This window comes from Nocardia vinacea NBRC 16497 (assembly GCF_000308835.1).
GTDB classification, from domain to species: domain Bacteria; phylum Actinomycetota; class Actinomycetes; order Mycobacteriales; family Mycobacteriaceae; genus Nocardia; species Nocardia vinacea.
This window is the reverse complement of the sequence record NZ_BAGN01000155.1, coordinates 39,137-50,129: the sequence shown is the minus strand read 5'-3', so window position 1 is coordinate 50,129 and position 10,993 is coordinate 39,137. Positions and strand designations below refer to the sequence as shown.

The window sequence follows — 10,993 nt, the reverse complement described above, 5'->3', positions numbered from 1 at the left end:
CACCTCTGCCACCGTGTACGCGGCGCGGATCGCGGTGCGCGCGGACCGGGTGACGTGCAGGAAGTGCAATTCGAGCCGCTGCGACAGCGCCCGGCAGGCCGCGACACCGCGCACGCTGTTGCCGTGTGTATCCAGCCGAGGGGAATAGACGGCGATGCCGATCTGGCCGGGCAGCACGGCCAGGATGCCGCCGCCGACACCGCTCTTGGCGGGTAGACCGACGGTGGTCACCCAGTCGCCCGCGGCGTTGTACATGCCGCAGGTGGTCATCACACTGAGCACGCGTTCGGTGAGGGCCGCGGTCAGTGCACGTTCGTGGGTCAGCGGGTTGAGTCCGTTATTGGCCAATGTCGCGGCCATCAGCGCGAGGTCGCGGCAGGTGACATCGATCGAGCACTGCCGGAAATACCGGTCGACCGCCTCGTCCGGATCGGATTCGATGATGCCGAAGGAGCGCAGCATGTAGCCGATGGCGCGATTGCGGAATCCGGTGCGCGCCTCCGATGCGTACACCGCCTGGTTCATGGTGAGCTCGCGCCCGGCGAAACGGGAGTAACAGCGCCGGATGCGTTCGAAGCGGTCGGTCGGGTCGCGGCCGTTGACGAGTGCGGCCGCGGTGATGGCGCCCGCATTGATCATCGGATTGCGCGGGCGTTCGGTCACCGGATCCAGGCTGATTTCGTTGAACGCGTCGCCGGAGGGCTCGACGTCGATGTGTTCGGCGACGGTCGCGATGCCCCGATCGGCCAGTGCGAGTGCGTAGGTGAACGGTTTGGAGATCGACTGGATGGTGAACTCGGTGGTGACGTCACCGGTACCGTAGACCCGACCGTCCGCGGTGGCCAGGCACAGTCCGAACGAATCGGGTTGTACGGCAGCCAGTTCGGGGATGTAGTCGGCGAGTTCCCCGGAATCGTCGCCGCGGCACAATTCGTAGACATCGGTGACGATGCGTGCCACGACCCCGGGGTCGACCGTTTGCGGAACCATCTGCTCGGGCAGGGCCACAGGTCCACTCTAAGCTGGGTAACGTTACGTGGACCGGCGAACTCGTCCGCCCGAGCTTGTCTTCGGATGGGCTGGCGATTCGTGTGGAGGCTCACACTTCCACGCGAAGTCGGCTGGTGGCGGGGCATTGTCGTGCGGAGCCACTGGCACGGCTCCGTAGACTGATCGGATCAGATGCGCTATCCGGAGGGAGCGAGTTCAGGTGGGAGTGCTTTCCCGGGTCGATACGCCCGAAGACCTGCGACGGCTGACCGTCGCCGAATTGGGTGAACTGGCGGAGGAGATTCGCGAGTTCCTGGTGCAGAAGGTCGCCGTCACCGGCGGGCACCTCGGCCCCAATCTCGGCGTGGTCGAGCTGACCATCGCACTACACCGGATCTTCGACTCGCCGGCCGATCCGTTGATCTTCGACACCGGGCATCAGGCCTACGTGCACAAGATCCTCACCGGTCGCAAGGATCAGTTCGACACGCTGCGCAAGCAGGGTGGATTGTCCGGCTACCCGAGCCGATCCGAGAGCGCCCACGACTGGGTCGAGTCCTCGCACGCCTCGGCCTCGCTGTCCTATGCCGACGGTCTGGCGAAGGCCTTCGCGCTGACCGGGCAGAACCGGCATGTGGTCGCGGTCGTCGGCGACGGCGCGCTCACCGGGGGCATGTGCTGGGAGGCGCTGAACAATATCGCCGCCGCGCCGGACCGGCCCGTCGTCGTTGTGGTCAACGACAACGGGCGCTCCTATGCGCCGACCATCGGCGGCCTCGCCGACCGGTTGACCGCGCTGCGCACTCAGCCCGCCTACGAGCATGCGCTGGATGCGGGGAAGCGGATCCTCAAGAGCATTCCGCGCGTCGGTGAATCCGCGTACTCGATGGTGCATGCGGTGAAGGCCGGGATCAAGGATGCGGTGAGTCCGCAGGAGCTGTTCAGCGATCTCGGGCTGAAGTACGTCGGGCCGGTGGACGGCCACGACACCGTCGCATTGGAGGCGGCACTGCGTCGCGCGAAGGATTTCGGCGGGCCGGTGGTCGTGCACGTGGTGACGCAGAAGGGGCGCGGCTACTCGCACGCTGAGAACCACGTCGCCGACCAGATGCACGCCTGTGATCCGATCGATCCGCTCACCGGCCGCCCGCTCGGCGGCCCCAAGGCGCTCGGCTGGACCTCGGTGTTCTCCCAGGAGCTGATCGCGCATGCGGAGAAACGCGACGATATCGTCGCGATCACCGCGGCCATGCCCGGACCGACCGGTCTGGCGGCATTCGGGGAGCGATTCCCGGAGCGGATGTTCGATGTCGGCATCGCCGAACAGCATGCGATGGCCTCGGCGGCTGGACTCGCCCTCGGCGGCATGCATCCGGTGGTGGCGATCTACTCGACGTTCCTCAACCGCGCCTTCGACCAGTTGCTGATGGATGTCGCGCTGCTGAAGCAGCCGGTGACGGTGGTGCTGGATCGCGCTGGAATCACCGGTCCGGACGGTGCCTCGCACAATGGCATGTGGGATCTGTCGGTGCTCGGCATCATTCCCGGCATGCGCGTTGCGGCCCCGCGTGATGCGGCGACGTTGCGTGAGGAGTTGGCCGAGGCGCTCGCGGTGAGCGACGGACCGACCGCCATCCGCTTTCCGAAGGGCAGTGTGGCCGAGGATATTTCGGCCGTCGAGCGGCTCGATGGGGTCGATGTGCTGCGGCTGCCCGAGCGTGAGGGCGGCTCTGCCCGAGCCCAGCGCGGTGATGTACTGCTGGTCGCGGTGGGCCCCTTCGCGTCGACCGCGGTCGCGGTCGCGGATCTGCTGGAGCCGGAAGGTATTTCGGTCACGGCCATCGATCCGCGGTGGGTGCTGCCGGTTTCCGATACCGTCGTCAAGCTCGCCGAAAACTACCGTCTCGTAGTGACTCTGGAGGACGGCGGTCTGCACGGCGGTATCGGGTCCACCGTTTCCGCGCGCTTGCGCAGTGCGGGCTTGGATGTGCCGACCCGCGATCTCGGTGTGCCGCAGCACTTCCTGGACCATGCGTCTCGCAACGAGGTGCACGAAGAGCTCGGACTTACGGCGACCGATATCGCCCGCCGCATCTCGGGCTGGCTCGACGCACGCTGAGTCAGGGGTTGTCGCTCCGGTGCCGACCGGCGCTGGGCGGCACCATCATTGGTGCTTTCGACCGGTGATCGCAGGGCTCGATTGACGGGTTACCCGGTGCCGGTCCGCTTCGGTACGCTCTGGTCGCGTCCCGTAGGCGATAGCCGGTCTGCGCGACTGTGACTATCGTGCTGCGTTGCGGCGGTGGGAGGCACGGACTTTCACGCGATTGCCGCAGACGTCCATCGAGCACCAGGTGCGGCCGCGGTTGCGGGAATGATCGTAGAAGGCCCAGCGGCAGCTCGGTTCTCGGCAGGTCTTGAGGCGTGACCAGGTGCCTGACGCGACGGCGGTGGCGACATCGGCGAGCAGGGTGGCCAGGGCGTGGTCGACGCCGTCGTTGGTGTGCGGGACCAAGCGGGGCGGGGTGCTGGTCACGTCCAGAGTCAGTGGCAGCGCCGCGGTGAGCGCGGCGAGTTCGGTGCGGGCCGCTGGGTTCAGACCGTCCGGACGGGGGCTGGTGACGGGTTCGGCATTGTTTGTGGCGAGTAGCGCGCGCAGCCCCTCGCGGACTCGGGCGGTTCGCTGTTGTGCGGCCGTATCAGCCGAGCCCTCCGGCAGCAATTCATGTGTGCGGAGCCAAATCGTCAATTGCTCGGGTGTGCCGATGGCGTCGCCGTCCGCGCGGCGGGTGTTGACGAATTCCACCAGACGAGCGAGCGCCGCAGGTGCGGCATCGACTGTGTCGGACATGAAGTCAATAGTAACCGCCCATTGACGATGGCTGGTTACCTAACTACCGTTTCGGGAACAGAAGTTATCCCGAGCGGAGACTCCGCTCCGGTACAGGAGGATCAGTCATGGGATCGGTCAAGAGGGAGATCATCGTCGAGGCCCCCGCCGAGGAGTTGTGGTCGATCATCGGCGACTTCGCGCAGGGCCCGGTCCGAATGGCGCCCGGCTTCGTCACCGACAGCACCCTCGACGGTCCGGACCTGCGCATCGTCACCTTCGCGAACGGCACGGTCCTGCACGAACGGTTCATCGCACTCGACGAAGCCGAACGCCGGATCGTGTTCTCGATCGTCGGCGGGAGCGTCACCCCGGAGCACGACAACTCGTCCATGCAGGTCTTCCCGCACGCCGACGGCAGTCGCTTCGTCTGGATTCACGACACCCTGCCGCACGAACTCACCGACGCATTCGGCGCGTCCATGGAGCACGGCCTACAGGTCTTCAAGCAGACCGTCGAGACCGCCGTCGCGATCTCGTCCTGAACGCCGAGTTCGGCCTACTCGGTGGTTGGGGTCAGGGCGGCGGCGAGTCGGGGGACCGCGAGTTCGCGCTGCCAGGGTCGGGCGCCGCCCGACTTGAGGAATCCGTCGATTGCGGCGGATAGGTCGTCAAGCTCGCCCACACGGTCGTAATCGGGGAGCCCGTCCCAGCACAAGCGGCGCACCAGGTCGGGGGAGAGTAGATTCTCCACCGGAATCGCGTGCTCGATGGACAGTTCGCCCATCGCCGCGCGTGCTCGAACCAGGCGGGCGGCGGCGGCCGGATCACGGCGCTCCCAGCGGTTCACCGGGGGCGGTCCCTCGAACGGCTGGGTCAGGGGTGGTAGGTCGGTGTCGGGGAGGGTGCGGCCGCGGTCCACGGCGGCGAGCCAGTCGCGGGAGTAGCGGCGTTGGCGTGGCCCGCCGAAGACCGGCAGGGTGCGCAGTTGGGCGATGGTGCGCGGTTCGGCATTCGCGGCGGCGATGATCGCGGCATCCGGGAGGATGCGGGCCGGGGCGACGTCGCGGGTGCGGGCGAGGGTATCCCTGGTGGTCCACAGTTCGCGCACGATGGCCAGCTGGCGGGTGCGGCGCAGGGTGTGGATGCCGGAGGTGCGCCGCCAGCGGTCGGCCTTCGGCGTACCGGGTTCGGTGATCCGGACATGCTCGAATTCCTGTGCGGCCCAATCGGTCTTGTGCTGGGCGTCGAGCGAGGCGGCCACCTCGTCGCGCAGCTCGAGCAGCAATTCGACATCGAGTGCCGCGTAGTTCAGCCAATCGTCGGGCAGCGGCCGGGTCGACCAGTCGGCCGCACCGTGTCCCTTGCGCAGTGCACGGCCGAGCAGCCGCTCCACCATGGCTGCCAGGCCGACGCGCTCGAAACCGGCGAGCCTGCCCCCCAATTCGGTGTCGAACAGTCGCGCGGGGCGCAGACCGAGTTCGGCGAGTCCGGGTAGATCCTGGTCCGCCGAATGCAGCACCCACTCCAGATCGTTGATCGCGGCGGCCAGCGGTTCGAGCGCATCGGCGACCGGAATCGGATCGATCAGGAAACTGCCCGAACCCGCGCGCCGCAACTGGATCAAGTAGGCACGCGCCGAGTACCGGAAGCCGGAGGCGCGTTCGGCATCGACGGCCAGTGGACCGGTGCCGACCGCGAGCCGAGCGGCGGCGGCGGCGACCTCTGCTGCGGTAACGAGTACGGGGGGCACACCGTCGGCAGGCATGAGCAGCGGCTCCGCCGTGCTTTCTGGTGGCGTGTTGCTTTGCTCGGACTCGTCTGCTACCGACATAAACCTGAACTTTACGTGGCGATCAGGTGTGGTCGTTGCTGGTATACGACTCCGGTCGCAGATGGGTGATTCCGGCGGGCGGCAAACCGGCCGCGTAGGCCAGCACTTCGCAGAAGCCTTCCACGTGCGGGCGCATATCGGTGGTCATCGCCGTCCAGGACGCGCGCAGTTCCAATTGGTGCGCGCGCGGTGGTCCGGCGATATCGCCGTAGCGCACCGAACTGGTGGAGGTGACGGTGCCGCCGAGCGCGGTGAACGGTTCGCCGCGGGTTTCGAGCGCGTCGACCAGCCAGCTCCAGGCGACCTCGGGCAGCAGCGGGTCGGTGGCCAGTGCCGCATCGATATCGGCCTGGATGTAGGCCACCAAGCGGAAGATACCGTGCCAGGCTTCGGCGCCCTCGGGATCGTGCAGCAGGATCAGCCTGCCGAAGGCGTCGCCCTCGGAATCGACCGGCACCACATTGGTTTCGGGGTGTTTGACTTCCGCGCCTAGTGCGTACGAAAAGGGTGCCAGGCGTTGTGGGGGTCGGATCGGTGCCAGCTCGATTCGAGGGTGCACGGTTGCGGTGCCCATCGCATCGACCGCGGCGCGAAATTGAGCTGGCTCGCCGTTGGGTCCTTCGGTCGGTGCGGCTCCGTCGCGGAAGTCGAGCGGTGTCACGGAAGCGACGGTAGACCTTGCGTGCCCGACGCAGTCGGAGGCGCGCCGCTAGAGGGCCTTGCGGGCCGCATACGATAGGCGGTGATGAGCACTCAAACCCGTCGCCGGTTGACCGATGCCCCGTTCCTGGCCGCCGCCACCGGCGCCGCACCGAGCCGTCGTCCGGTGTGGTTCATGCGGCAGGCCGGACGGTCGCTGCCCGAGTACCGCGAACTGCGCAAGGGCGTCGGCATGCTGGAGTCGTGCTTCGACCCGGAGCTGGTGTGTGAGATCACCATGCAGCCGATCCGGCGCCACGGTGTCGATGCGGCGATCTTGTTCTCCGACATCGTCGTTCCGCTGAAGGCCGCCGGTATCGATCTCGATATCGTGGCCGGCGTCGGGCCGGTGATCGCCTCGCCGGTGCGCACCATCGCGGATGTGCGCGCGCTGCCGCGGCTGCGGCCCGAAGAGGTGGGCGCGGTGACCGACGGGGTGAAGCTGCTGACCGATGCGCTCGGCGATACGCCGCTGATCGGATTCGCCGGTGCGCCGTTCACGCTCGCGTCGTATCTGGTCGAGGGCGGCCCGAGTAAGAACCACGAGCGCACCAAGGCGATGATGCACGCCGACCCGAAGACCTGGCACGAGCTGCTCGGCGTCCTGACCGATATCACCATCGCCTTCCTGCAGGCACAGTTGGCCGCCGGTGTGGACGCCGTGCAGTTGTTCGATTCGTGGGCCGGTGCGCTCTCGCTGGCCGACTATCGCGAATTCGTGCTGCCGCATTCGGAGCGGGTGTTCGCGGAGGTCGCCGCGGCCGGGGTGCCGCGGATCCACTTCGGGGTCGGGACCGGTGAGTTGCTCGGTGCGATGGGCGAGGCCGGCGCCGATGTCGTGGGCGTCGATTGGCGGGTGCCGCTGACCGAGGCGGTGCGTCGGGTCGGACCCGGAAAAGCATTGCAGGGCAACCTGGATCCGGCCGTGCTGTTCGCCGGATCCGCTGCCGTCGAGGCCGAGGCGCGGCGCATCGCACACGAGGCCGATGAGGCGATCACCATGGGTGCGGCCGGTCATATCTTCAACCTCGGACACGGCGTGCTGCCCGATACCGACCCGGGCGTGCTGACCGCCCTGGTGCAACTCGTCCACGAACTGTGACCGACCGGTCGGCCTGTGCCGCTGGGTAGCAGTCCGGCGGTCGAGAAGATCGCGGGTCGGGTCGCCGCCCTCGCGCCGCGACTCGGTTCGACCCGCCTGGTGGCGGTGGACGGACCGGCTGGAGCCGGAAAGTCAACGTTCGGAGCATCTTTGGCGGCACTGTGCGATGCCCAGGTGGTACACACCGACGACTTCGCGGCCGGAAACAACGAACTCCCCTGGTGGCCGCGGCTCGAACAGCAGGTGCTGGTGCCGATCGCCCAGGGCCGTGTCGGTCGATATCAGCGATACGACTGGGACAAGCGGGATTTGGCCGAATGGCACGATGTCAGTCCCGGGGGAGTGCTCATTCTCGAAGGTGTCTCCTCGGCCCGCGCCGTCGTCCGCGACCGGCTATCGCTCGCGGTATGGATCGACACCCCGCGCGCGGTGCGTCTGGCGCGCGGTCTCGAACGCGACGGCGTGCACACCCTGTCCCTGTGGGAGCAGTGGATGGCCGCCGAAGACGCCCATTTCGCCACCGAACACACGCGCGACCATGTGGACCTGATCATCTCCGGTGCGCCTTGACCCCCTCCGTAAACGAATGACATAACGGACGCGTCGCCCAGATCGCGCTCTATGTGCGGCCGTAAATGGCTGTGCAACAGTGCAATTCCGGAGGTCGGCTAGGGCTTGCGCTGTCCGATCACCACGTCGAGCAGGGCGGCGGCTTCGATGGCGAGCGTGTCGACGGCATCGCTGTGTCCGGCGAGTTTGCGCAGCAGCGCCTGTTGGAAGAGGCCGTCGAAGATGGCGTAGGCCGTGGCGGAGGGGACCAGGAGCGGTCGACCCGACAGCTCGGCGAAGCGGTCGACGACGTTGCGGATCATCTCCTCGCGATGGCCGTCGATTTCGAGCACGTCATCGCGGAAGGACTCCTCGAACAGACTCTGGTTGCGCAAGTCGTACCAGAGCCGGTGTAGTGGCGCGTCGGCGTCCAGCGTGGCCGCCATTGCCGCCCCGAAGTCGTGCCGGAGTTGTTCGGCCGTTGTCGCGGCGGCGACGATGTCGTCGTAACGAGTGACGCACACCTGCTCGTATTGCCGCACCGCGTGGGTGATCAGCTCGACCTTGTCGTTGAAGTAGTAGTGCAGCACGCCGTGGGTGAACTCGGATTTCTGCGCGATCTCCCGCAGGCTGGTCCGGGCATAGCCGAGTTCGGCGAGAGTGTGCAGTGCGGCGGCGGCCAGCTGTGCGCGCCGCTCGCCGAATTTGTCGACCTGTCGGCGCGCGATTCGATCCCGCCTGGTTTCGACGATTTCGGTCATCGTGGCTTCTCTCCGTCACCGCTCGTGTGAATTCGCCCAGTGTATCGCGGTATCGGGAACGGGCGACCAGCTGATTTGACGATCGTGCAAGAAAAGCTTGACGACTGTCAAAGAAAATCTTGACGGTCGTCAAGGATGCGCGCACACTGTGATCCACGTCGCATTCGATCAGTCGAATGCGAAAGCCGAATGGACAAATCTCGAGGAGGAGATGCCGGATGAGTGGGTACGACCTGGCCGGGCGCACGGCCCTGGTAACCGGTGGTGCGCGAGGACTCGGCGCGGGTATGGCCGAGGCGCTGGCCCGCGCCGGAGCGGCGGTCGCGATCGGCGATGTGCGCGAGGATCTCGGTAAGGAGACCGTAGAAGCGTTGCGGGCCGGCGGCGCCACGGCCGAATTCGTGCCGCTCGATATCACCGATGACGCGAACTGGGCGCAGGCGGTCACCGATACCGTCGCGACGCTCGGTGGCCTGGACATCGTGGTGAACAACGCCGGTGTCGAAATCACCAGCCTCGTAGTCGATCTCGATCCGGAAGAAGTGCGCCGGATGCTCGAGGTGAATGTGCTCGGCACCGCATTGGGCATCAAACACGCGTTACGCGCGATGCGGCCCGGCGGCCCGGCGGGGCGCGGTGGCGCCATCGTGAATATCGCCTCGGTCGCCGCGACCATCGCCTTTCCCGGTATTTCGGTGTATTCGGCGACCAAGTCCGCGGTGGATCGGCTCACCAGGGTCGCGGCGATGGAGTCCGGGAAGCTCGGCTACGGCGTGCGGGTGAACTGCGTATACCCCGGACTCGTCCCGACCGAGATGGGTGCCCAGCTGGCCGGCGATGTCGCTCGGATCGGCTTGTTCCCCAGTGCGGAAGCCGCCGTCGGCGCCGTCATCGAACAGACACCGCAGGGACGGCTCGGCGAGGTTGCCGATATGGCCGACGCAGTGGTGTTCCTCGCCTCCGATGCCGCGCGCTTCATCACCGGTGCTGGTCTGCCGGTCGATGGCGGCATGGGCATGTGAGTACTGCGACAACGAAAGGTTCGAGATCCCATGAGCACCGATAAGCCCGTCGTCGTCTACGGCGCATCCGGATACACCGGCCGTCTGGTCTGTGAATATCTGCGCGAATTCAATATTCCGTTCGTCGCCGCGGGCCGGGACAAGACCCGGCTGCAGGAGGCGATCGACAAGATTCCCGGTATCGACACCGTGGAACACGAGGTCGTCGAGGTTGCGCACGAGGTCGCAACGCTGACCGAGCTGTTTCGTGGCGCCGGGGTCGTCTGCAACACCGTCGGCCCGTTCGCACAATACGGCCACGAGGTGGTACAGGCCTGCGTGGCAGCCGGGACCCACTATCTCGACACCACCGGCGAACAGGATTGGCTGATCGACTGCGATGAGCAGTACGGCGCCGAAATGGCCGCGCGCGGACTGCTGCTCGCGCCGGGCGTGGCGCAGATGTACACCACCGGCGAGATCGCGGCGAATATCTGTCTGGAAACCCCCGGTCTGGACACACTCGATATCCAGGTCTTCTGGAAGGGCTTCCCGACGGTCGCGTCCACGAAGACGATCCTGGTCAATGCCGCGCTGTCCAAGGCCTACTACCTCGAACAGAACCAGTATGTGGAGTGGCCCGCGGACGGCGGACTCTACGACGTGGTGGTGCCCGGCCAACACGAGATCGGGCTCGCACTGCCTTGGGGTGGTACCTCACATCCGGTGTGGTTCAAGCGCGATCCACGGGTCGCGAATGTGAAGGTGCTCGGCGGCGTTTTCAACCGGCCGTTGATGCAGGGTGTGCCGCAGATCGTGCAGGCGGTTGTCGAGCAGGTCAAAGACCTTCCGGTGCAGGAGAAATATCGCGTCCTGGCCGAACAGGCCGCACTGGTGCGCGACGAGATGCCGCCGCGGGAGAATCCGCGCATCAACACCTCGCTCGATTCCGTGCACGCGTCCGGACCGCTGGCGCGTGCCCACTGTGTGATCTACGGGAATTGCAACTACAAGCAGACCGGCCTGATGCAGGTGTTTGCCGCGAATGCGTTGCTACAGACACCGCCGAAACGAACCGGGTTCGCCTCGGCGTGCCAGGCCTTCGGTCATCGGGAACTGCTCGGAGTACTGCGCGGTTTCGGGTTGGTCAGTGAACCGGTCCTGAACGTGCACCGTTGATCGCGGTCTCGGGCCACGGGCGCACCGCGCTGCCCGTGGCCCGAATCG

Annotated in this window: 11 protein-coding genes; 6 read left to right on the top strand and 5 right to left on the bottom strand. The window is 66.7% G+C overall.

The window, feature by feature from the left end; translation table 11 throughout:
* The coding region (glsA, locus tag ON44_RS20615) for a glutaminase A (RefSeq protein WP_040692524.1) at window positions 1–990 on the bottom strand (990 nt) is incomplete at its 3' end.
* A 220-nt stretch (window positions 991–1,210) separates the two neighbouring features.
* Between glsA and dxs the strand changes: the two genes are divergently transcribed.
* On the top strand, window positions 1,211–3,109 hold the full coding sequence (dxs, locus tag ON44_RS20610) for a 1-deoxy-D-xylulose-5-phosphate synthase (protein WP_040692504.1): 1,899 nt from the start codon (window positions 1,211–1,213) through the stop codon (window positions 3,107–3,109).
* A gap of 162 nt (window positions 3,110–3,271) precedes the next feature.
* Here the strand turns inward: dxs and ON44_RS20605 are convergent, their stop codons facing one another.
* Window positions 3,272–3,841 (bottom strand): CGNR zinc finger domain-containing protein, encoded by a 570-nt coding sequence (locus tag ON44_RS20605; protein ID WP_040692501.1) that lies wholly within the window; start codon window positions 3,839–3,841, stop codon window positions 3,272–3,274.
* 107 nt (window positions 3,842–3,948) lie between these two features.
* Between ON44_RS20605 and ON44_RS20600 the strand changes: the two genes are divergently transcribed.
* Window positions 3,949–4,365 carry an SRPBCC family protein gene (locus ON44_RS20600; protein ID WP_040692499.1) on the top strand — a complete coding sequence of 139 codons (417 nt, stop codon included), beginning with the start codon at window positions 3,949–3,951 and terminating at the stop codon, window positions 4,363–4,365.
* 14 nt (window positions 4,366–4,379) lie between these two features.
* Here the strand turns inward: ON44_RS20600 and ON44_RS20595 are convergent, their stop codons facing one another.
* Together ON44_RS20595 and ON44_RS20590 are read right to left on the bottom strand one after the other, a co-directional pair.
* Complete coding sequence (locus tag ON44_RS20595; RefSeq protein ID WP_040692497.1) at window positions 4,380–5,654, bottom strand: HRDC domain-containing protein; 1,275 nt, start codon at window positions 5,652–5,654, stop codon at window positions 4,380–4,382.
* Window positions 5,655–5,676: 22 nt separating this feature from the next.
* The gene (locus ON44_RS20590; protein ID WP_040692523.1) at window positions 5,677–6,228 is read right to left on the bottom strand and encodes a DUF3000 domain-containing protein; all 552 of its coding nucleotides are present in this window, start codon (window positions 6,226–6,228) and stop codon (window positions 5,677–5,679) included.
* A gap of 171 nt (window positions 6,229–6,399) precedes the next feature.
* Here ON44_RS20590 and hemE point away from each other — a divergent pair, with 171 nt between their 5' ends.
* Together hemE and ON44_RS20580 are read left to right on the top strand one after the other, a co-directional pair.
* The gene (gene hemE / locus ON44_RS20585; protein ID WP_040692496.1) at window positions 6,400–7,455 is read left to right on the top strand and encodes a uroporphyrinogen decarboxylase; all 1,056 of its coding nucleotides are present in this window, start codon (window positions 6,400–6,402) and stop codon (window positions 7,453–7,455) included.
* 15 nt (window positions 7,456–7,470) lie between these two features.
* Window positions 7,471–8,025 (top strand): uridine kinase family protein, encoded by a 555-nt coding sequence (locus ON44_RS20580; protein ID WP_040692495.1) that lies wholly within the window; start codon window positions 7,471–7,473, stop codon window positions 8,023–8,025.
* Window positions 8,026–8,123: 98 nt separating this feature from the next.
* Here the strand turns inward: ON44_RS20580 and ON44_RS20575 are convergent, their stop codons facing one another.
* Window positions 8,124–8,765: a TetR/AcrR family transcriptional regulator gene (locus tag ON44_RS20575; protein ID WP_040692494.1), complete on the bottom strand. Its 642-nt coding sequence runs from the start codon at window positions 8,763–8,765 to the stop codon at window positions 8,124–8,126.
* Window positions 8,766–8,983: 218 nt separating this feature from the next.
* On the opposite strand from ON44_RS20575, the gene ON44_RS20570 reads away from it, so the two are divergent.
* Together ON44_RS20570 and ON44_RS20565 are read left to right on the top strand one after the other, a co-directional pair.
* The gene (locus ON44_RS20570) at window positions 8,984–9,787 is read left to right on the top strand and encodes an SDR family NAD(P)-dependent oxidoreductase (protein ID WP_040692492.1); all 804 of its coding nucleotides are present in this window, start codon (window positions 8,984–8,986) and stop codon (window positions 9,785–9,787) included.
* Window positions 9,788–9,817: 30 nt separating this feature from the next.
* Window positions 9,818–10,945 (top strand): DUF5938 domain-containing protein, encoded by a 1,128-nt coding sequence (locus ON44_RS20565; protein ID WP_040692490.1) that lies wholly within the window; start codon window positions 9,818–9,820, stop codon window positions 10,943–10,945.
* Window positions 10,946–10,993: the final 48 nt, after the last annotated feature.

Excerpts from the sequence above, each read along its gene's own strand:
- hemE (WP_040692496.1), top strand. The coding sequence starts at position 6,400 with ATGAGCACTCAAACCCGTCGCCGGTTGACCGATGCCCCGTTCCTGGCC.
- ON44_RS20590 (WP_040692523.1), bottom strand. The coding sequence starts at position 6,228 with ATGGGCACCGCAACCGTGCACCCTCGAATCGAGCTGGCACCGATCCGA.
- ON44_RS20570 (WP_040692492.1), top strand. The coding sequence starts at position 8,984 with ATGAGTGGGTACGACCTGGCCGGGCGCACGGCCCTGGTAACCGGTGGT.
- ON44_RS20600 (WP_040692499.1), top strand. The coding sequence starts at position 3,949 with ATGGGATCGGTCAAGAGGGAGATCATCGTCGAGGCCCCCGCCGAGGAG.
- ON44_RS20595 (WP_040692497.1), bottom strand. The coding sequence starts at position 5,654 with ATGTCGGTAGCAGACGAGTCCGAGCAAAGCAACACGCCACCAGAAAGC.
- ON44_RS20565 (WP_040692490.1), top strand. The coding sequence starts at position 9,818 with ATGAGCACCGATAAGCCCGTCGTCGTCTACGGCGCATCCGGATACACC.
- ON44_RS20605 (WP_040692501.1), bottom strand. The coding sequence starts at position 3,841 with ATGTCCGACACAGTCGATGCCGCACCTGCGGCGCTCGCTCGTCTGGTG.
- ON44_RS20575 (WP_040692494.1), bottom strand. The coding sequence starts at position 8,765 with ATGACCGAAATCGTCGAAACCAGGCGGGATCGAATCGCGCGCCGACAG.